Annotated in this window: 19 protein-coding genes; 10 read left to right on the top strand and 9 right to left on the bottom strand. The window is 45.2% G+C overall.

Features of this window, described 5'->3' with window-relative positions; all coding sequences use genetic code 11:
- Nucleotides 1-33 precede the first annotated feature (33 nt).
- A complete protein-coding gene (locus B853_RS17980) occupies nt 34-2067 on the bottom strand; it encodes a TonB-dependent receptor plug domain-containing protein (RefSeq protein ID WP_038886551.1) in 2034 nt (677 codons plus the stop codon).
- Between the two features lie 328 nt (nt 2068-2395).
- Here B853_RS17980 and B853_RS17975 point away from each other — a divergent pair, with 328 nt between their 5' ends.
- Entirely contained in the window at nt 2396-3481 is a 1086-nt protein-coding gene (locus tag B853_RS17975; RefSeq protein WP_038886549.1) for a methyl-accepting chemotaxis protein, read from the top strand.
- A 76-nt stretch (nt 3482-3557) separates the two neighbouring features.
- Here the strand turns inward: B853_RS17975 and B853_RS17970 are convergent, their stop codons facing one another.
- Nucleotides 3558-4484: a LysR substrate-binding domain-containing protein gene (locus B853_RS17970; RefSeq protein ID WP_038886564.1), complete on the bottom strand. Its 927-nt coding sequence runs from the start codon at nt 4482-4484 to the stop codon at nt 3558-3560.
- A 115-nt stretch (nt 4485-4599) separates the two neighbouring features.
- On the opposite strand from B853_RS17970, the gene B853_RS17965 reads away from it, so the two are divergent.
- Complete coding sequence (locus B853_RS17965) at nt 4600-5913, top strand: 6-phospho-beta-glucosidase (RefSeq protein ID WP_038886547.1); 1314 nt, start codon at nt 4600-4602, stop codon at nt 5911-5913.
- Between the two features lie 50 nt (nt 5914-5963).
- Here the strand turns inward: B853_RS17965 and B853_RS17960 are convergent, their stop codons facing one another.
- Together B853_RS17960 and B853_RS17955 are read right to left on the bottom strand one after the other, a co-directional pair.
- Nucleotides 5964-6827 carry an AraC family transcriptional regulator gene (locus tag B853_RS17960; RefSeq protein ID WP_038886545.1) on the bottom strand — a complete coding sequence of 288 codons (864 nt, stop codon included), beginning with the start codon at nt 6825-6827 and terminating at the stop codon, nt 5964-5966.
- A gap of 138 nt (nt 6828-6965) precedes the next feature.
- The gene (locus B853_RS17955) at nt 6966-7565 is read right to left on the bottom strand and encodes a LysE family translocator (protein WP_005429054.1); all 600 of its coding nucleotides are present in this window, start codon (nt 7563-7565) and stop codon (nt 6966-6968) included.
- A gap of 120 nt (nt 7566-7685) precedes the next feature.
- Here B853_RS17955 and B853_RS17950 point away from each other — a divergent pair, with 120 nt between their 5' ends.
- A complete protein-coding gene (locus tag B853_RS17950; protein ID WP_038886543.1) occupies nt 7686-8168 on the top strand; it encodes an Lrp/AsnC family transcriptional regulator in 483 nt (160 codons plus the stop codon).
- Between the two features lie 100 nt (nt 8169-8268).
- Here B853_RS17950 and B853_RS17945 read toward each other — a convergent pair whose 3' ends face one another.
- The 3 genes from B853_RS17945 to B853_RS17935 form a co-directional block, all read right to left on the bottom strand.
- Nucleotides 8269-8988, bottom strand: coding sequence for a hypothetical protein (locus B853_RS17945; RefSeq protein ID WP_010453781.1), 720 nt, complete (start codon nt 8986-8988; stop codon nt 8269-8271).
- An 86-nt stretch (nt 8989-9074) separates the two neighbouring features.
- Nucleotides 9075-10520: an arylsulfatase gene (locus tag B853_RS17940; RefSeq protein WP_050568994.1), complete on the bottom strand. Its 1446-nt coding sequence runs from the start codon at nt 10518-10520 to the stop codon at nt 9075-9077.
- 19 nt (nt 10521-10539) lie between these two features.
- Nucleotides 10540-11805: an anaerobic sulfatase maturase gene (locus B853_RS17935; protein ID WP_038886542.1), complete on the bottom strand. Its 1266-nt coding sequence runs from the start codon at nt 11803-11805 to the stop codon at nt 10540-10542.
- Between the two features lie 184 nt (nt 11806-11989).
- Between B853_RS17935 and B853_RS17930 the strand changes: the two genes are divergently transcribed.
- The 3 genes from B853_RS17930 (at nt 11990) to B853_RS17920 (ending at nt 15091) form a co-directional block, all read left to right on the top strand.
- Nucleotides 11990-12376, top strand: a complete 387-nt coding sequence (locus B853_RS17930; protein ID WP_038886540.1) for a DUF4345 family protein — start codon at nt 11990-11992, stop codon at nt 12374-12376.
- 49 nt (nt 12377-12425) lie between these two features.
- Entirely contained in the window at nt 12426-13958 is a 1533-nt protein-coding gene (locus tag B853_RS17925; protein WP_050568984.1) for a cytochrome ubiquinol oxidase subunit I, read from the top strand.
- Nucleotides 13959-14191: 233 nt separating this feature from the next.
- Nucleotides 14192-15091 (top strand): LysR family transcriptional regulator, encoded by a 900-nt coding sequence (locus tag B853_RS17920; RefSeq protein WP_050568985.1) that lies wholly within the window; start codon nt 14192-14194, stop codon nt 15089-15091.
- 23 nt (nt 15092-15114) lie between these two features.
- Here the strand turns inward: B853_RS17920 and B853_RS17915 are convergent, their stop codons facing one another.
- Nucleotides 15115-15933 carry an AraC family transcriptional regulator gene (locus B853_RS17915; protein ID WP_038885889.1) on the bottom strand — a complete coding sequence of 273 codons (819 nt, stop codon included), beginning with the start codon at nt 15931-15933 and terminating at the stop codon, nt 15115-15117.
- A gap of 84 nt (nt 15934-16017) precedes the next feature.
- Between B853_RS17915 and B853_RS17910 the strand changes: the two genes are divergently transcribed.
- From B853_RS17910 to ompV, 4 genes are all read left to right on the top strand, one after another.
- Entirely contained in the window at nt 16018-16260 is a 243-nt protein-coding gene (locus B853_RS17910) for a hypothetical protein (protein ID WP_038885890.1), read from the top strand.
- Between the two features lie 44 nt (nt 16261-16304).
- Nucleotides 16305-16997, top strand: a complete 693-nt coding sequence (locus B853_RS17905; RefSeq protein WP_038885891.1) for an MOSC domain-containing protein — start codon at nt 16305-16307, stop codon at nt 16995-16997.
- Between the two features lie 157 nt (nt 16998-17154).
- Entirely contained in the window at nt 17155-17382 is a 228-nt protein-coding gene (locus B853_RS17900; protein WP_038885892.1) for a hypothetical protein, read from the top strand.
- 181 nt (nt 17383-17563) lie between these two features.
- Nucleotides 17564-18340 (top strand): outer membrane protein OmpV, encoded by a 777-nt coding sequence (gene ompV / locus B853_RS17895; RefSeq protein WP_038885894.1) that lies wholly within the window; start codon nt 17564-17566, stop codon nt 18338-18340.
- 79 nt (nt 18341-18419) lie between these two features.
- On the opposite strand, the gene B853_RS17890 is transcribed toward ompV, so the two are convergent.
- The gene (locus B853_RS17890; protein WP_038885895.1) at nt 18420-19658 is read right to left on the bottom strand and encodes a DEAD/DEAH box helicase; all 1239 of its coding nucleotides are present in this window, start codon (nt 19656-19658) and stop codon (nt 18420-18422) included.
- Nucleotides 19659-19802: the final 144 nt, after the last annotated feature.

Raw genomic sequence — 19802 nt, 5'->3', positions numbered from 1 at the left:
ATCGGGGTTTTGTTTTGTGGGGGGGGTTATTGATTAGAAGCTGTAAGCCACTGATGCTTTGAAGTTACGACCTGCTTCGTAGCTGGTGTACTTATCTGAACCCCAAGAAATACCAAAGCCTGTGTGCTCTGCGTATTGCTTGTTGAATAGGTTGTCTACCGCTAGGTTAAGCGACAAGTCTTTTGCAAAATCTGGTACGTAAGCGGCCCACAAGTTGTGCGTTGCGAAACCTGCACGTTCAATCTTGTCGCCATCTTCGTCTTTATAGTCGTTACCCGGAACGAAACGAGAATCCCAACCAAACACAAATTCATTGGTTAGATCGTACTTGAAGCCAGCCTTGATGTTATGGATACGCGTTTTGTTCATTTGGCTCTTCTTACCATTCTTCAGGTTTGTTTGGTCACCATCAGAGTATGAGTGGTTTGCGTAAAGCGCGAAGTCTTCAATGCTGTAAGTAAACACGGTCTCTACACCCCAAACTTCAACATCGTGTTGGTTTGCCAAGGTTGTGTTGTTCTTGGTTGGGTGCATTTGGTTGTCTAGGTCATACTGGTAAGCAGTGAAGCCAAGAATCGCATCATCCGCCATCAGCAAACCAGACATATCGTAGTCAAAGCCTGCTTCGTAGTTGTTACCCGTCATCGCTTTGGTATCAGACTGTTTAACATCGCTCGCCGCTTTCATGGTTAGCGTTTCTGGCAGTGAAGCGCCTTTGAATAGACGACCGTAACCAATACGCAGTCTTAGATTCTCAGTTGTTTGGTATTCACCTTGGAATTTAGGCGATAGTTGATCGTATTTACCCGTAAACACACCGCCTAACTTATGCACATCGTAGCGAAGACCAGTGACAAAACGGAAGTCATTAATCTCGAACGCGTCTTGAGCGTAAACACCGTAAGCCGTTACAGTGCCGCCATCCATATCGTAGTTCTTCGTTTGACCTTGCTTTGAACCTGAGGTGTAGTGACCTAAACCAGAATCAATCCACTGCTCTGCTTTGTAGCCCTCGAAACCGTAAGTCAGCTCGTGATCACCAACCCAAGAGATGTTGCGGATGTCACCACCGATGGTCGTCACATTGTACTCGCGATCAGGAATAGATAGGTCGCCATCTTTGGTGAATTCCCAAGCGCCGTTCACTTTATTCCATTCACCGTACTCTTCAGTTAATGCGTCACGCTCCATGTATTGACGGTTGTAGTACAGGTTGGTTTTTAGGTTCACTAAGTCGCTACCGTTATCGAAACGGTGTACAAACGTCACGGTATCACGGTTGAGTGAGTTATAGTTGTGTTCATCATCTGCGTAAAGCGCACCTGCTTTTTCACCCGATAGCTGACGTTTTCCGCCATCTTGGTAAGTGTCGAAAGTCAGTTTGAACTCGTTAGCATCGTTTGGAACGAAGACGAGCTTCACTAAACCAGATTTCAGTTCACCCTGCTTTGAAGTCACGTCATCTTTACCAGGAACGTAAAGGTCGCCGTCTTCTGAGTAGTTAAGAATACCCATCAACTGAAGTTCATCATTCAGCTTCGCGTAAACCGCAACGTTCGTCGTGAAGCGTTCATAAGCCGTTTGATACCCAGCTTTAACACGAGCACCGATGCTTTCGTCTTCCGCGAGAAGGTCGCTGGGATCTTTTGTTTCGTAGCTGAATGAACCGTTAATCGCACCAGCACCAGACAATACAGAGTTACCGCCTAGCGTGATTTCAGCTGACTTAAGCATCGCCGGATCGAACGTTTGGTCTCCCGAGTGGTGGAATAACTGCCCTTCTTGGCGCGCACCATCAATGGTCACGACAGAGTATTTATCTTCCATACCACGAATGTAAACTTTACGAGAGTAACGTGCGTTACCGTCAACCGTAACACTCGGCATGGTATTCAATACGTCTTTAATATCCGACGCTTGTTTGAGCTCTAACGTTTCAGCGTTAATCTCAGTTTGAACAAGTTGATCAAGGGCAGAACCGACAACAACGATATTTTCATCGGAAGCGTGAGCAGCAAAAGAGGCAATGGCAACGGTGATGGCTGCTGATAGTGACTTCAGTTTCATAATACTACTTATATTTTATAAACAACAACGTGGTGCGAAGCATAATACACAACATTAATGATAATTAATCTCATTTACATTCTTTACGTTAATGAGTGATTTATTTTTATTCAGGATGAGCAATGTATCGCCTTAAAATGGGGCAACAGAAAAGAGCAAGGAAGTGCGAAGTTATCAGGTAAGCATCAAAATCTGAGACCTCTTGTTTGTATAAAGCCCTACCGAAAAAGTGTGATTTCACCAAGCAAAGATATGAAAGTGATCGTGTATTCGATATCCAACTCGATTAGCATGGATTTTTTAACATCCTGTCACATTTATAGAACCTATGTTTGGATTAAAACGAATCAAATCAGAAAATGAGGCGCTAAAGCAAGAGTTAGCAGATCTCAAACAGAAGTACCAAACTGACGTTGCCGCTCTGGAAAATCAGCTCCAAGAGGCTCAGCAGCTTGTTCGTTCCTCTCAACAGGAACACCACAATAGTGATGAGTTGATGTCGAGCAGTTTGAAAGGTGGAGATATGCTCCAAACCATTCGAACAGAAATGGTGGAGAGTGCGCAATCTATGGCGCATGAAAACCAAGAGCTGCAGCAACTGGATGAGATGTTTAAGCAAACCCATCAAGCACTTGCTCGCCTTGATAACCGAGCAGTGAAGATCAGCACGCAAGCCTCTCAAAGTATTGAATCTGTACAAATATTAGATAATACCGCCACTTCTATCTCCCACCTTGTATCTACTATTCAAGAGATTTCTGACCAAACCAACTTGCTTGCTCTAAATGCCGCTATTGAAGCCGCACGAGCTGGTGAAGCTGGACGTGGATTTGCTGTGGTCGCCGACGAGGTCAGAGGCCTTGCCGGTAAAGCCAGCGAAGCTAGTGAACAGATTGATTCTTTGGTGAATCAAGTACTCACCCAAGTAAACGCAATTAAAGCCTCTATTGATGAGAACCAAGCTTGTGCCGAGGAAGTGTCTGCTTCTTCTGCGCAGATTGGCTCTATTGTCAACGAAGTGGTCGTGAAATCGGAACACATGAAGCAAGTGATCCATATTGCTTCCACACGCGCTTTCTTGGATACGGTCAAACTCGACCACGCAATTTGGAAGAACAATATCTATCGTCTCCTACAAAAAGGCGCGTTTGGTGAAACCGTTAATAGCCACTCTGAGTGTCGCTTGGGTCAATGGTACTACCGTGGTGATGGAAAGGCCTACAGCCACTTAAGAAGCTATGCATTGCTTGAAGAACCACACAAAGGCGTGCATGACGGTGGACGTGAAGCGATGAGCCAAGCCAAATCTGGCAACATGGCCGGCATGGTGACCGCAATTAACGCCATGGAAGATGCCAGCGAACAAGTAGTCGTTCAGATAGACCGCTTGATGGAAGAGATTATCGCGAGTTAGTTTCAAGACTTATTCTTCCTCCCTTCTCATCGAATGAATGAAGGGAGGAAGTTGGCCTTACCTTCCCTATCATCCCTTATCTATTCTTTGGTAATTGCGTCTCAAGCCATTCAATAAATGCCGCATTCTTTGGTCTGTTTTGTTGCCCATTTAGACAGATCAAATCGTAGCCTCGCTCTGCACTTACGCGCTCAAAAGGTGCCACTAGTTCACCGTTTTCTAAGCTGCTTTTCACTAAAGATTCACGAGCGATCCCCAACCCCATTCCGTTCTTAGCCGCTGTCATTGCCATATCGGCGTGATTAAACAAGTACGTTCTGTCCATCACGTTAAGTGTGTTGAGTAGCGTGTTAGATTGTTTATCCAGCCACATCGCCCATTCTTGATTGGGTTCACTCGCCTCTAATGATTCAGAGCAATGAATAAAAGTCACACTGGCCAATTGCTCAAGCAATGGTGCTGGCCCAGTGAAATGGTCGTTAAAGTATTTGGGGCTACAAACCGGCAACAGCACTTCATCAAATAAACGCTGATGGTAAAAACCCGGATGTTCGCTATCGCTGTAGTAAATCGCGATATCGACGGGCTCATGCTGAAAGTCCAAACGGCTCGCTTTCACCCTCAGTTTGATATTGAGATGCGGATACAAACGTTGGAAATCCGGCAACCTTGGCAAAAGCCAACTCTGGGCGAACGTCGGCGCTGCTCCAATATATAACTCACCGCGCAGTTCATTGAACTTGATGTCTTCGAGCTCAGAGAAAATAACTTCGAACGATTGGTTTAATGCATGCAGTAATCGCTCACCCTCTTTGGTCAGTTCTAGCCGTCTCGTCATGCGCACAAACAAACTGAAGCCCAGTTGCTCTTCTAACGATTTGATTCGCTGACTCACCGCCCCTTGGGTAATAAAGAGTTCTTCCGCTGCTTTGGTAAAGCTAAGGAACTTACCTGCAATCGCAAAAGTGTACATATTGGAGAGCATCTGCTGTTTTCTGTCCATCACTCGACCTTTCATAAATTAGCTGTACTAATCCATAGCAAGATTTTTTTGGTTTGTATAGCCAACTTGGATGATTTTAAATCACATTGTCTTATCCATAACGAGTGACATCACCATGAAAAAGAATCTAAAAATTACCATCATTGGCGCAGGCTCTAGCTACACACCTGAGCTGATCGAAGGTCTGATCAATCGAAATCATGAACTGCCAATCGGCGAACTTTGGTTAGTTGATATTGAGGATGGTGCAGAGAAAGTCAGCATTATCGGAGACCTAACTCGCCGCATGCTGGCAAAAAATAATATGTCTCACATTGATGTGCACGTAACGCTTGATCGCACACCAGCTCTGAAAGACGCAGACTTTGTATGTTCTCAGTTTCGTGCAGGTTGCTTAGAAGGTCGAATCCGTGATGAGCGCATCTCGCTAAAGTACGGCATGATCGGTCAAGAAACCAACGGATTAGGTGGTTTTGCCAACGCCTGCCGCACCATTCCTATCGCACTAGAAATCTGTAAAGAAATGGAAGAATTGTGTCCAGACGCTTGGTTGCTGAACTTTACCAACCCTTCAGGCATGGTGACAGAAGCGATTCTCAAACACACCAAAGTAAAAGCGGTCGGGTTATGTAATGTACCAGTGATCATGCAAAAAGGCATCGCACAAATGCTAGGTGCCAATGAGCAAGAGTTTGTGCTGCAAGTCGCGGGCTTAAATCACTTTATCTGGGCGCGTCAGATCCTGCATGACGGTCGCGATAAATTGCAAGAAGTGGTGGAAGAGATCCTATCTGGCAACGATCCTTTGGTACCTCAAAACATTCCTCCATTCGATTGGCCACAAGAGCTACTACGTAATATGGGCATGATCCCGTGTGCTTACCTACGCTATTACTACACCAGCGAAGATATCATGAGCCAAGAGATTGAAGAAGCAAATGGCGAAGGTACACGCGGTGAAGTAGTCAAAGCCATGGAGAAGCGTCTCTTCGATATCTACCGTAATCCAGAGCTCAACGAGAAGCCAAAAGAACTCGAGAAGCGTGGCGGTCAATACTACTCAGAAGCCGCCTGTGAGCTGATGAGCTCTATCTACAACGATAAGCGCACAATCATGCACGTGAACACTCGCAACAACGGTGCCATTGCTGGCTTACCAGACGATTGCGCAGTGGAAGTCAGCTGCATGATTACCAAAGCGGGACCGGTGGCTCTAAACGTCGCACCATTCCCAAGCGATACGCTGCGTCTAATCCAATTAATGAAAGATTTTGAATCGTTAACAGTAGAAGCGGCAGTCACAGGCGACCGCAATGCTGCGCACCGAGCTTTGATTCTAAACCCGTTAGTGACCACTGGCACAATTCTAGAGAAAGCACTAGAAGAGACGATTGAAGCAAACCTCGATTACATGCCGCAGTTTCGTTAATTCTTACTAAAACGCAAGAGGGATGGTTAATGCCATCCCTCTCTGCATGCCTAATTAATCGGTAGATACACTTCCGTCAATAAATCACACTCATCCACCTCGTGAACAAAGTTTAAGTACTTGAAGAAGCATGGGTATTCTCGCAGCGTTTCACCGCTTTCCGGTAACCATGTTTGGTAAAGGTAACGAATAGAATCCCCTATCGAGTGATGGCTGCCTTTATGTATCACGACAGCACAACGCCCACTTTGAATTGTTCCTGATTGCACACCATAGACGTTTTCTGGCACCACACCATGATGCGAGCCAGCAATATCAAATCGAAACTCCTCTTCCGGCGTGTCGCTCGGATCAGAATAAGGAATACCAAATGTCTCACTCGATTTAATTGGCGAGAGTCCGCTGCTTTTTCTCCAAGCAATAAACTTGGCTGAGCTTTCGTAAACTAGTTCAGGGCTACCTTTATGTGTGATAAAAGCGATGTCTCTCTTCGCAAAGTCAATGATTCTTACGTTCATAGGATGTTCTCCAATCGTTGGCGACTTAAATTCAAATTGTTTGTGCCAAACCTTCCATTCTGGCTGCTTTCTAAACTGAGTTGGTGTCTGCTTAAACAACCGAGAAAACGCTCTAGAAAAAGCTTCGAGACTTTCGAAACTTGCCTCAAAAGCAATATTGGTAACACTCACTTGAGGCTCAAATGCCAAACGAAACGAAGCTCGTTTCATACGCGATAGCAGCACATATTGCATAACGCTAATACCTGTGAAGGATTTGAAGATACGGTGAAAGTGATACTTGGAACATACCGCGACCTCGCTCAACGATTCTAGCGTTAAAGTTTCATCTAAATGTTCATCGATGAAATCACAAACGGCTTTAATCCGTTTTTGTTGAAGAGTTGCGGCTGTCATTTTTCTTGGTTTCTCAGTTAGGAAGTGGGAAGAATCATACCGAGCATCAAATCACTCCGCCTGATTGAAATTGCGCAGTTACGAGATGACTAAACCAATCATAGTGAGTCTTCCCATCACGCCACAAGAAGCATTGCCCTAAACTGGCTGACTCAACATAAACACCACCACTAACGCTAGGCTGCTGCCCATGCATCGGTTTACCCACACCACCTTTTGTGGTGACTGAATAAAGCGGTTCAATACGGTGCCAAAGTACGCCCACGCAAACATACCCAGCACACCAGTTCCCACCATTACGCTGATAATGATCACCACCTGAGTCAGGTAATCATTGTTTGGCGAGATAAATTGAGAGAACACCGTCAGTGACGCAACCCAACTTTTTGGATTAAGGATTTGCACCCAAACGCCAGATAAAAAGCCGGACTTTTTTGCATTCGAATCATTATCGAGTTCCATTGTGGCAATCGACCATGCGAGATACAGCAGGTACGCCGCACCAATCCACTTTAATGCCGTGTACAAATCTGGGTAAAGGGTAAACAAACTGACAAGCCCCACACTTGCCCCAACCAACATGATGATCACCCCGACTGCATTGCCCAATACAAATGGCACGGTCGCAGAAAAACCATATCGGCTAGAAATACCTAACAGCGCGACGTTGCCTGCTCCCGGCGTTAAAGAAATAGAAACGGCAAACAACAAAAATGCCGCCAACAATTGAGCACTCATGCACTCTCTCCCAAAAAGTAATCAACAAAGATGGGAACAGTCTAACGATTTGGGTAGAAAGAAAATTGCTATCTGCGCTACGATAAAGACCAACTTGAGCAGACTATTTCCATAATAACCATGAAAAAGAAAGAATCCACCAACTTTGAATTGGATAGTACCGATTTCGCCATTCTTGACCATATTCAGAAAGATGGTCGCATGAGTAACTCTAAGCTTGCCGAGACCGTTAACCTGAGTGAAACGCCCTGCTGGCGACGCTGGAAAAAGATGGAAGAGGAAGGCTACATTGAGGGTTATGCAGCAAAGCTGAACCGCAAAAAGCTCGGTTTCCAAGTCTCTGGTTTTACGCTGGTGACACTAGGCAGCCATGAAGTAGAAAACACCACGCCTTTTGAAGACTTTGTCGCTGAAACCAACTGGATCTTAATGTGTCACTGCATTGCTGGCAGCGCAGATTATATGGTGCAAGTGGTGGCTCGAGACTTAGACGAATACTTTGACCGCATCAGTGCGATTCGCCGCGTGAAAGGCATCAGCGCCATTCAATCCAACGTATCCGTAAAGGAAATTAAGAGTACTTTCCAGTTGCCGCTAGAGTAATCATGATTCCAGACAAAGGGTGAACAACTCACCCTTTGTCCTCATCACTGGTCAGAATAGATGCCGAGGCAAGAGAAATTCTGATAGGCAGTGTGGTTTATTATTTAAAACGGTAGTAGAAGCCTAAAATCACATCATAGCTCGCTTCATTTTCCATATCTTTAAGCATCAGATACGGCTCTAGGCCAGATTCTCCCATGTAACCTACATAGAATTCGTGGCTGACAAGATAGTTGTCTGACACTAGGTGGCCTGCTTTCACCACATCTCTAGTAATATCGTTTTGAGCGTAGTTTAAGCCGGTGCGGTACACCAAATTGAGGTTTTTAATAGGTTGGTAGACAAACTTCGCTCTCGCACGGTACATACCGATGATGGTCTCGTTAACCACATCTTGCGTTGCCATTAAATCAAAGGTGGTCATAAAGTTTGGTAGAACAAGATAGTTAAGAGTTGCACCACCCCAAATTGCGCCTGCCTCGGTCTTAAAATCATCAGAAATGCCCAACTGCTTCGCAATAACCGCGTAGTTGTCACCCATAGATTCGTACGCTAAACCGAAGTCAAACTCTGCACTCATTTTCTCAGACAAAGGCATACGATACTTACCGTAAGCCGTTGCGAGGTTGTACTCTAACCCTGCTGTCTCTTTATTGCCTTCAACACTAAAGATACCGGCGATAGAGTCCGTCATTTTCACTTCGGTCTCTAACTTGTAAATATCTCGGTTAACACCACTTTCAAGTCGAATGTAATCCGCCGCTGCAGCTTGGAAAGAGAGCCCCAGTGCTGCACACATCATCGTTTTTGTTAGTTTCATCTGCTTTATTCTTAATATTTGAATGTAGTTATGGGCATGACCGCTGCCACCAACGGTCATGGAAGTAAAATGGGTTGTAAGTTCTGTTATTTCTTGGCGCTGTAACCTTTAAAGTCAGCCCCAGTTGGAATGTTTGGATACTGATGCATTGAACGAGCAGTCTCAGCGATGATCTTGCCAATCGGCTGCACTAACCATGAGTGCTGGTAACCTTCATTGGCCCAGATTTCGTATTGTTCACCCGGATCACGCTCAAGATCGTAAATCAAAGGAAAGGTAAGCGTTTCAAATCGGCCATGGGTCTCATAGGCGACTTTGAAGTGCATCTTGTAGTTATTCCATTTCACCGCAAACAGTTCGCCATTTACGTATGTCAGTACATAGTTGCGGTTGGATTTATCGCTATTACCTAAAATGAAGTCACTTTGGTCGATCGAGTCGATAGGACGATCGGTTGGGATTTTGTCTCCGTTACCTGTCAAATGCGCCAAGGTGCTGAACCAGTCCAGATCAGAAATAATCTCATCGGTTACCTGTCCTGCCTCTACTTTGTTGCCGTAACGCACCACGGCCGGAGTACGCATCCCACCTTCAAAAGCGGTGCTTAAACCACCTCGCCATGGGCCATTACTACCTAAGGGCTCTTCACCTGATTTTAAGATATTGCCTTCAACAATATTGCCTGAGCCGTTGTCGCCAGCAATGATGACGATGGTGTTATCCAGCTGACCACTTTGCTTTAAAGCCGTCATCAAACGACCGATATTATGATCGAGTTCGAGTTGTGTATCGGCGTAGGTACCTTTCTTCGACTTACCTTTAAACTCATCCGACACTGTGTATGGCGAATGGAAAGTAGTGAAGCCAACATAGGTATAGAAAGGTTTGTCTTGGCTGATGCTTTGGTTGATGAACTCAATGGTTTTATCCACCAGCTCTGCGTCCATTCCCTTTTTGGTGTCGAGATTAAACTCTTTCACTTTTTCAGGTTTGCCACCTTTGGTGCCTTGCCAAATGTAAGGAACCTCAGCAACACTTGGGTCGAAGTCTTTACTGCTGGTGTAACCTGCCTCATCCGATCCACCACGGTAGCCGTACCAATCGTCATAACCTTGATCGATTGGTAAGCGACCATCGACAGAGCCGATGTGCCACTTGCCATACAAAGCCGTTTTGTAACCATCGTCACTGAGCATTTCTGCAATGGTGTATTCCCAAGGCGCTAGACCATCAGCCGCACCTTTTAGAATTGGCACCTTGTAAGTACCTGAACGAATTGGAAGACGCCCCGTGTGCATTGCAGCTCGGCTTGGCGTGCATTGGTTTTGAACGTTGTAGTTGAGGAAGCGGATTCCCTCTTCTGCCACTTTATCAATCTCTGGGGTTGGGATTTGACCGCCTTGGCTAGAGATATCACCCCAGCCCCAGTTATCTACCATTAAGAACAGTACGTTTGGCTTCTCAGCAGCTTGGGCGGAATGAGCAACACCAAGCGCACTGGCGACAGAGAGCGCGACAATCTTTTTACGCATAGAGTTCTACCTTTCTAATTTAAGATTTGTTTGTTTTGAAATGACCGTGTTTCACTGGAAGCGAGTTAATTCGGAGGAGGTGGGCAAGTTTTTCATCTATATGACGGAAAAAGTCGTACCACCCTTCACACAAATAGTTGTGGCCGCGCTCGCCTGTTGAAGACGAAATAATGCGATTTTTAGGACACTCTCCGTAACAAGCGAACAGATAAGGGCATGAGCAACATTGAGTCGTTAACGACTTGCTTTTGGCATAACCAAACGCCTGCTGATCGGCACTAAACGCCATCTCATCGAGTGATGATTGATGGATGTTTCCTGCCAAGTAATCTGGATAAACAAAGTGATCACAGCGATAAACATCACCGTTTGGCTCAATGGCTAAACCTTTTCCGCACAACTCGCCTAAGGTGCAGAGTGGATTTTGCTCTCCCATCCAAGTGGCAAACAGCGCCTCAAAATATTGCACATGGACACGGCCAACATCGTGGCGATACCACTCATCAAATACCGTTTTTAAGAACACTCCCCAATCTTTGGCTTCAACAGACCAATGCTCGACAATTGAGTCTGGGTGAGATGGCGATAAGCGAGGGTCGCCTTGCATACATTGGCTTGCTTGTGGTGATTGGGTACGAAACGTTTTTGGTTCGACAATCGGGATAAACTGAATTAGTGGCGATTGCACCACATCACGCAGAAAGCGGTACACTTCTAACGGTGATTGACTCGTCAGGCGATTCACGCAAGTTAAGGTGCAAAATGGAACTTGATGTTTTTTAAGTAGATCAATGGCCACCATGACTTGCTGCCAAGTGCCTCGGCCAGCACGGTTGGTGCGGTAGGTATTGTGGAGCATCTCGTCACCATCAATGCTGATACCAACAAGAAACTGATGCTTTGCTAAGAATCGACACCACTCATCGGTAAGTAATGTGCCATTGGTTTGCAGGTCGTTCAGAACCTCTACACCTTCAGGGCAATACTTTTTCTGCAATCGGACGATAGTGCGAAAGTAATCTAACCCCAGCATGGTTGGCTCTCCGCCCTGCCAAGAGAAGTTCACTTGCGGAGCGTTATGAGCGGCAAAATATTGTTTGATGTACGCTTCTAGGCTCGCCTCATCCATTTGTTCGCATGCACCAGAGCGCTCCGCCAGCAATTCTTCTTTGCTGAGGTAATAGCAATATTGGCAATCAAGGTTGCACTTTGATCCAATAGGCTTCGCCATGACGTGTATGGTCTTTTTTACTTTGTGATTAAAGCACTGAGAAGTTAATAACATATTTTCGCCTTAACGATATTTTCGCCCTAGCAATAATTTAAAAAGCCAAAAAAATTTATCAGCCCAAGGGTATTGAATGGATATATCTTGACGAAAATGCTGGGTATATATAAGGAAAAACTGATTTTCCTCACAGGCAAATTAACTCTGATAATATTTTTGACAATTGAATTGGAGTGTATTTATGAACAAGACTCTCTTAATAGCAGGCTTAGTCGTTGCCTATGTAGGGTTGGGGATGCTCGTCTTCCCGTTTGAGTTTTTTGAATTCAACTCTGTTGTAACTTTCACATACTCAGCCGACAAGGCCAGCGAGTTTAGGGGAGTGGGCGCATTCATCTTACTTTGTGGCCTATTTATCACTTCTTGTTCACTACTCAACAAATGGTTGAACCATGCATATTTATTGTCACTGGCCATTTACTCCAGTTTTTCGGTGGGTCGAATTACCAGTTCCTTGATTTATGGCATTCCAAATAAAACTATTTCTCTCATATTAGGCGTTGAATTAATCATATTAATTTCCTGCCTAATTAGCTTTTCTAAATATAGAAAAAACAAAACTATTTAATTTTTTCAATTAAATAAGACAACCTTAATTATCTCTATAGGTATTGAAGATGGACTATATCGATCTGGTCGATAATGCTCGTTTAGAGTTTGCATTTAGTATGACGTCTCACCATGTGTGGGTACCCATTTATCTAGGTGCCGCTTTAGTCGCAGCAATCCTCGAAACTCTTTATGTAACAACGGGTCGTATCGACTACAAAACATCCGCAATGTATATCAGCAAAATGCTGCTACCTACTTTTATTGTGATTATCTTTCTCGGCATTGCGACTCCCCCATTCTCTGATGATTGGACGGTTTGGTGGAGTTACGTCAAAGTGCTCGACCCAGAGGATCTCACGGGCCGCATTCCGTCGACCTTAATCGTGGTGACTCTGATTGCGTTTATCACCAGCCAAGCCGGATGGAAGCGACTTCCACCAAAGATTCATGTGGTTGCCACTTGGGTTTTACCGCTAATGCCAGCGATCGCTGAATCTTCTGCTATTGCAGTAAACGGATGGATGCAAGCTCCTCACACTACATCATCATTCGATTTAGACACTATGATGTATGTTCGTGACAGCTTCTCCGCTTACTTCTTCCAGCCAATGACAGCACTACGTTTTGCCCATAACTTTGCGGCCACCTACATTGTCGGTATTGCTGCTGTGTTGAGCATGAGCTGCTACTTTTTACTTCGTAACAAACATGCTTTCTTCGTGCAAAAGACCGTACTTATTGCTTCAATCAGTGGTTTGATTTTTTCACTCTTCTTAGCAGTTGCAGGTGATGAACAAGGCAGAGCGGTGGCAGAAACTCAGCCGATGAAACTGGCTCAGCTTGAAGCCCTGTGGGAAACAGATGCAGACCCACATCTGGTGCTGTTTGCGATTCCTGATATGGAAGAGATGACCAACAAGTATGAGATTTCAGTCCCTTACATTCTTGGCTTTCTATTAGGTAGCGATGAAGAGAACCCAATCAAAGGCATTAAACAACTACTCGACGAGAACGAACAACGAGTACGCAGTGGTATGATCGCCTACCAAGCCATGCAGGAATTCCAGCAAGACCGCAGCAACCAAGAGGCCGAGCAACGTCTGCTTGCACACCATAAAGATCTTGGTTTTGCTTACCTGCTAGGTAAATACACCGACGACATTTTGTCAGCAACCGATGCTGATATAAAAAATGCCGCCAAAGATACCATGACAAACGTTAGCTTATTGTTCTTTAGCTTCCGCATTATGGTTGGCCTAGGGATTTTGCTGACGGGCGTATTTGCTTACTGGTCAGTGAAAAGTTACAAAAACTCACTTGATACCGCTTCACCTTGGATGATTAAGTTCTCGATGCTTGCACTCCCAATGGCGTTGGTGGCTTATTTAGTCGGTTGGGCGCTTTCTGAAGTTGGACGCCAACCTTGGATCATTTACGAAGTTCTCCCGACCTTTACCGGTGGTGGTAACTACCAAAACGGCCAGTCGGCTGGCTTCCCTATCGGCACACTCGTTACGATCACAACGGTGCTGTTCTCAAGCCTTAGTCTCTATATTGCTTGGCTGATTCGCCGTGGCCCGCAACTCACTGACAAGTAAGGATTCATTATGATTTGGTACATTGCGTTTTATACCACACTGATTGTCTCGGTCGTGCTGATCGCCAAAATTGATAAGCGCCACAACGGGCAAGATTGATAACAAAAAGGCCAAGCGTTCCCCCTGTCGCTTGGCCTTCTTCGATCAATACTGCCTATAATTGATGTACGATAATCTCTGGTATTTTGGATGGCTGTAAAATACCAACCATCAGTTTTACTTGTTGAGCTATCATGCTGAGTACCAACTTTGATCTAAACCTCATTCGAGTCTTTCTTACCATCGCAGAAACTCAAAACATCACGACAGCAGCAAAACGACTGGGGAAAACCCCTAGCGCCCTATCCAAAAGTTTGCAAAAGCTACGTGATGAAACGGGTGATCAATTGTTTGTCCGCAAATCTTCAGGCCTCTCACCAACGCCATACGCGGTTATGCTGGAACGAAAACTCAAAACGGTACAAAGCGATCTTCAAATGGCCTTTGCCAATGAAAAGTTTGATCCTAAAGAGTTTCAGGGTGAAATCGTGATTGCAGTTAATGCCGCTCTGCAGGATATTTTGCAACCAAATTTAATGCTAATGCTGGCAACTCATGCACCTAAAGCAACCTTTAGCTTCATCAATCGCCAAGCTTCTACTTACCAAGATTTGCTGTCAGAAAAAGTACAAGTTGCAATTGGGTTTTGGAACGACATCTGCTCGAAAGAGATCAAACAAAAGGTGATTGGTGAAAATACATTCTCTTTGTATGCAAGAAACTCTCATCCAGCGACCAACCTTAAAGAAGCACTACAATCACCGTTAGCAATACTGCGGGTGAATGGTTGGAACTCAGAATACACGAACTTCTCTCAGCACCTAACGCGTCAAGGTATCGCACATCGTATCCAGTACACATTTGAAGATCTGAACGCTTTCCTCAGCTGTATAGAGAATACTGATTGCATCACCCCTCTTCCTTATTTTCCGAAGTTAAGAGGATTTAAGCACTTCGCACTCGATGAGTTCGAGTGCAACATAAAAATTGTTGCTTGCTATCCATCTAGCCACCGTGACGCAATGCTCTATCAATGGCTAGTGCCCATCATTGAGCAAGCCTACCAACAAAGTCACGCTCTTGATGCTAGCTAATTTTTCTATCGAAACGCGCCATCTCACCTCCCTCGTCGACCATTAACGCGAAACTGCTGTGGGGTGACATCAAAATACGCTTTAAACGCTTTGATGTATGACGAGTCGTTTTGATACCCCACGTGATCGGCAATGCTTTGGATCGAGAGCTCTTCATCTAACAAAGAGAGCGAATAGATCAGCCGAATTTGCTGCCGCCAAAGTTGAAACGAGGTGTTGAACTCTTTGGAGAACAGGCGCGACAAAGTTCGTTCGGATGCACCGACCCTCTCTCCCCACTGTTTGAGTGACCAATCCAATGCTGGCGTGTCGGTCAGCGCTTCAAATATCAGCTTTAATCGCCTGTCTTCTGGCAGCAGTAACTGAAAGGTCTGCACGTTGTCTCTCATGATTTGATCGTGGAGTACGCCAAGCAAGCGCGATACTTCCTCATCACTCACGACCCCTTTACATTGGCGGCGTATTTCCTGTAACAGCTCGTTTAAGAACGGCGTGAGTGTGATGGTTCTAACTTGATGCTCATACTCAGTACCGAACTTAGGGTTCAGATAGATACCTACAAATGTCGTATGGCTTAGCGCGATGGATTCATGTTGAATACCCGCAGGCACAAACAGCGCAGAAGTATGGGGCACAAGGTGCTGGTAATGATCGGTTTTGGTTTGCAATAGCCCTTTGAGCGGGAAGATGACTTGATGCCACGTGTGTTGGTGCATCGCGTCAATGTAACCTTTGGGCATGTCGATGGTCTTAACCAGTGCTGGTGAGTGAGGATTGGCAGCCATCATCTCATTGGAGGTCATAACACCGGAGTGGGAATCGATTTGGCGGGTTGGCATCATTAACTGTCCTTACATCCCTACTCTGACACAAGTTCACTAGGCTATCATGCTCGGCAAAGTGAATGAAGCAGTGAGGTGCGACGTATGCGATATCAAGTTGAAATATCCAAAGAAAACCAACTCTTATTCAAAGTCGATATTGATAACATCAACCAAGACAAGTGCGAAGCATCGCTCGAAACCGTGTTGACCAAGTTCCCTAAAACGGAAGGTTATCAACGCCATGTGTTGGTCTCAGATAGCGAAACACGCTACTTAAAAAGCACAGAAAAGCGCATTGAACTACTGGCAGCGATCCCGGTATTCAAATCATTGGGTGAACGATAACGTAGTTTTGTCTCATGCAGTTTGGCAAAAGATAAGGAAAGAACATGAAGAAGTTAGGCGTAGTTAACAGCGTATTAGCAGGTAAAACGGTTGTCTTTGCACACGGTGCGAAAAGTGCGATTAACAAACAGGTTCTGCCGCAGCGTCAGCATGCAACAGAACTGGGTTTTACCAATGATGAACAAGGCGATCCACGCTTTCATGGTGGGATTCAAAAAGCCCTTCATATTTACCCAAGCGAGCACTATCCGGTTTGGCAACAAGAGTTGGGCGACAATGCGATTTTCCAATCAGCTGGCGCGTTTGGTGAGAACTTAAGCTCAAGCGGCGTAACAGAAGCGTCCATTTGCTTGAAAGATAAAATTCGTATCGGCTCAACCTTATTGGAAGTGTCACAAGGGCGCATGCCTTGCTGGAAACTCAACGTCCGCTTCGAGCAAAACGACATGGCGAGAAGACTGCAAGACACGCTTCGAACAGGCTGGTACTTCCGAGTGTTACAAGAAGGCGATATCGGTGCAGGTGACGAGATTATTCTGTGCGAAAGACCTTACCCAGACTGGTCATTGGCTCGCATCATGGGCGCAGTATTTACTGGTTGCCTAGATAAAACAGAGCTAAGCCAACTAGCGGAACTTCCATTAGTTGAATCTTGGGGCAAACTGATCGAACGCCGCTTAGAAACAGGCGAAGTAGAAGATTGGGAAATGCGTTTGGTTGGTCCAACGACTAAGTAGTTTTAAGCACTCCCCTAAAGTCATCAACAAGAGAATAATTAACCATTCATCATCCTATACGTTCACTTATAACGCTATTAGGCGTTTTATCTCAAAGCCAAAACCGTCATCACTTTGCTCTGTATCGTGTATTGAAACAAAGCAAAGGAGAAAGGCAATGAGCGGACAGTTAGTAAGATTGGCTTTAAGATGGATGCATATATTGTGTGCGCTGTTGGTGGGTGCAGCGCTGTATTCACCGCTGAAGGCAAATGAAATGTTCATGACTTTAACGTTATTTGTACTTGTTCCCGTTGTTGCCATCACAGGCGTTATGATGTGGAAGCAAGGGAAAGTCATGAAGTACCTTCACTGCAACCCAGTTAAACCATCTCAAAGGCGATAGAGATCATCTATACCAACGTCTCAACCATGCCTTCATAGCGGGCATGGTTCTACTTCTTAGCATTTTTTAGGTGAAACCATACATTTCTTAAAGTCATCATTACACTTCCATACGCTCTACTGATAGAGGGTTACAAATTTATTTTGTACAGTGTTCAAAACCAAACAAATGGGGCAGAACAATGAACAAAACAATTATTGCATTATTAACGTTGACGGCTGCAGGCACGGCAACAGCGGGTGATACTTACATTCGTAACGGTAACATCTACAACAACGAAGGTGGCTGGATGGTCGAAGCTGGCGTGGTACAAGCGAGCGATCTTTTCAAAGACCAAAAGCACAACACAGCGCCACTGTTCAACGGTGGCTACCATGGTGAAGACTTCAACGCAGATTTAGGCGGTATCAACTACCGTTTCCTTGGTGACAACGATGAACTACTGAACATGAGTGCTTACGTGGTAGGTAGCGGTGTACCTCGTGATAGCGATGTAGCGAAGAGCCTAAAAGGTACTAAACGACGTGATATCGCGATCGATCTAGGTTTGAACGCAGATTTCAGACTTGATCCAAACAACGTGATTTCAACTTATCTACAACATGATGTATCAGGCGCTTACAAAGGCTTCCAAGGTGGGGCAACTTACTTCCATATCATGAATATCGGTAATGTTGATTTCGTACCATTTGCGAGTGTGTCCTACCAAAGCAAAGATTACGTTGATTACTACTTCGGCGTAACAGACAAAGAAGCACGTGCAAACCGCAAAGCATACAAAGGCGACGCAACCGTAAACTACGGTTTAGGTTACAAACTGGTAGTGCCAATCACTGAGCACTGGCAAATCAGCCAAGTATCACAATACACGCGCCTAGGTAGTGGCATCAGCGATTCTTCTATCGTAGACAGTGCAAACCAATGGGCAGTAGGTGCGACAGTTTCTTACAACTTCTAAGCACTACACCCTATTTAGACACACACTCCATTTAATTAAAAAGCCATCATTACGATGGCTTTTGTTTATTTGGCTGTGTTTATTTAGCTTTAGGCGCTTGGCGTTTCGGCTTACCTTGGAACTGTTTGATGCTCTTTTTGGCATTGGTTCGACGATTGGCTTTTTTATCGCGTGGGGCGCGTTTGCTTTCGCCTGTTGATGGCTTATCCGTTACTGGGAAACCTTCCAGATCTTGCGTTGGCAATTCACGTTGAGTCAGGTTACGGATCGCGGTAAGCGCTTCGGTTTCGCCATGGCAAACCAGCGACATTGCAACACCTTGCTCGCCTGCGCGGGCTGTACGTCCAACTCGGTGAACATAAGTCTCTGCGTGCATTGGCAACTCAAAGTTAATCACTACTGGTAGTTGCTCGATGTGAATACCGCGCGCCAATAGATCGGTAGCGATCAACACCTGTGTTTGTCCTGACTTAAACTGCGCCAGCGCTTCTTCTCGCTCTGCTTGGCTCTTATTGCCGTGCAGCGTATTGGTTGTGATTCCAGCTTTGTTTAATTTCTTCGCCAAACCATCAGCGTTCTCTTTCGCGCCAATAAATACCAGTACCTGTGTCCACGTACTTTGCTTGATCAGTTCAATCAACGCTTTGGTTTTGCTGCCTTTGTTGACGAGATACAGCGTTTCGGCAATATCTTGATTGGTGCTGTTTTCTTGATGCGCTGCTACCTGCTTTGGTGCGTGCATGAGCTGCTTGGCTTTGCCTTTTAACTCATCTGAAAACGTTGCTGAGAACATCGCGGTTTGACACTGGTTTGAAATCTGCCCTGCAATATTTTGCACTTCAGACCAAAAACCCATATCCAGCAAGCGATCCGCTTCATCCAACACTAGATAATGGATATTACTCAGGTCCAAACCGTTGTTCGCCAGATCAACTAAACGACCTGTTGTCGCCACAAGAATGTGAGGATTTGATGCAAGTGCTTGTAGTTGCTGCTCTTTATCAGCGCCACCACACAAACACACAGCGTTGAGACCAATAGATTGACCAACTTGGTTGATCGCCTCGCTCACTTGTGTCGCCAACTCACGTGTTGGTACTAGAATCAGCGCTTTTTGCTCTGGATTTACACTTAGCTTTTCCAACAAAGGCAAACCATACGCAAGGGTTTTTCCGCTGCCCGTGTTTGCTAATGCCAATACGTCTTTACCACTGAGTAATTCAGGAATTGCCAAAGCCTGAATATCGGTTGGCTTCTTGAAGTCTTTTGGCAGTGCGTGAATCAGCTCAGAACTCAAAGAGAGAGTAGAAAATGGCATTAGCTTAACCTTGTGCTTTTAATTGAAGAGGCAGTAAAACAATATAGATGCAGTAAATCACAGGCGCGGACTTTACCACAATCTTTTCGATGAACCACCCTCTTTGCATCTTAGTATCATTCGCCCAGAAGGTGGATGAAACAC

The sequence above is a fragment of the Vibrio rotiferianus CAIM 577 = LMG 21460 genome (genome assembly GCF_002741985.1).
GTDB lineage: Bacteria > Pseudomonadota > Gammaproteobacteria > Enterobacterales > Vibrionaceae > Vibrio > Vibrio rotiferianus.
Note: the sequence above shows the minus strand (reverse complement) of the source record. Positions and strands in the feature narration are given on the sequence as shown.

What these genes read in the sequence shown, in the direction of transcription:
- B853_RS17980 (WP_038886551.1), bottom strand. Translation starts at nt 2,067, where the DNA reads ATGAAACTGAAGTCACTATCAGCAGCCATCACCGTTGCCATTGCCTCT.
- B853_RS17975 (WP_038886549.1), top strand. Translation starts at nt 2,396, where the DNA reads ATGTTTGGATTAAAACGAATCAAATCAGAAAATGAGGCGCTAAAGCAA.
- B853_RS17970 (WP_038886564.1), bottom strand. Translation starts at nt 4,484, where the DNA reads ATGGACAGAAAACAGCAGATGCTCTCCAATATGTACACTTTTGCGATT.
- B853_RS17965 (WP_038886547.1), top strand. Translation starts at nt 4,600, where the DNA reads ATGAAAAAGAATCTAAAAATTACCATCATTGGCGCAGGCTCTAGCTAC.
- B853_RS17960 (WP_038886545.1), bottom strand. Translation starts at nt 6,827, where the DNA reads ATGACAGCCGCAACTCTTCAACAAAAACGGATTAAAGCCGTTTGTGAT.
- B853_RS17955 (WP_005429054.1), bottom strand. Translation starts at nt 7,565, where the DNA reads ATGAGTGCTCAATTGTTGGCGGCATTTTTGTTGTTTGCCGTTTCTATT.
- B853_RS17950 (WP_038886543.1), top strand. Translation starts at nt 7,686, where the DNA reads ATGAAAAAGAAAGAATCCACCAACTTTGAATTGGATAGTACCGATTTC.
- B853_RS17945 (WP_010453781.1), bottom strand. Translation starts at nt 8,988, where the DNA reads ATGAAACTAACAAAAACGATGATGTGTGCAGCACTGGGGCTCTCTTTC.
- B853_RS17940 (WP_050568994.1), bottom strand. Translation starts at nt 10,520, where the DNA reads ATGCGTAAAAAGATTGTCGCGCTCTCTGTCGCCAGTGCGCTTGGTGTT.
- B853_RS17935 (WP_038886542.1), bottom strand. Translation starts at nt 11,805, where the DNA reads ATGTTATTAACTTCTCAGTGCTTTAATCACAAAGTAAAAAAGACCATA.
- B853_RS17930 (WP_038886540.1), top strand. Translation starts at nt 11,990, where the DNA reads ATGAACAAGACTCTCTTAATAGCAGGCTTAGTCGTTGCCTATGTAGGG.
- B853_RS17925 (WP_050568984.1), top strand. Translation starts at nt 12,426, where the DNA reads ATGGACTATATCGATCTGGTCGATAATGCTCGTTTAGAGTTTGCATTT.
- B853_RS17920 (WP_050568985.1), top strand. Translation starts at nt 14,192, where the DNA reads ATGCTGAGTACCAACTTTGATCTAAACCTCATTCGAGTCTTTCTTACC.
- B853_RS17915 (WP_038885889.1), bottom strand. Translation starts at nt 15,933, where the DNA reads ATGATGCCAACCCGCCAAATCGATTCCCACTCCGGTGTTATGACCTCC.
- B853_RS17910 (WP_038885890.1), top strand. Translation starts at nt 16,018, where the DNA reads ATGCGATATCAAGTTGAAATATCCAAAGAAAACCAACTCTTATTCAAA.
- B853_RS17905 (WP_038885891.1), top strand. Translation starts at nt 16,305, where the DNA reads ATGAAGAAGTTAGGCGTAGTTAACAGCGTATTAGCAGGTAAAACGGTT.
- B853_RS17900 (WP_038885892.1), top strand. Translation starts at nt 17,155, where the DNA reads ATGAGCGGACAGTTAGTAAGATTGGCTTTAAGATGGATGCATATATTG.
- ompV (WP_038885894.1), top strand. Translation starts at nt 17,564, where the DNA reads ATGAACAAAACAATTATTGCATTATTAACGTTGACGGCTGCAGGCACG.
- B853_RS17890 (WP_038885895.1), bottom strand. Translation starts at nt 19,658, where the DNA reads ATGCCATTTTCTACTCTCTCTTTGAGTTCTGAGCTGATTCACGCACTG.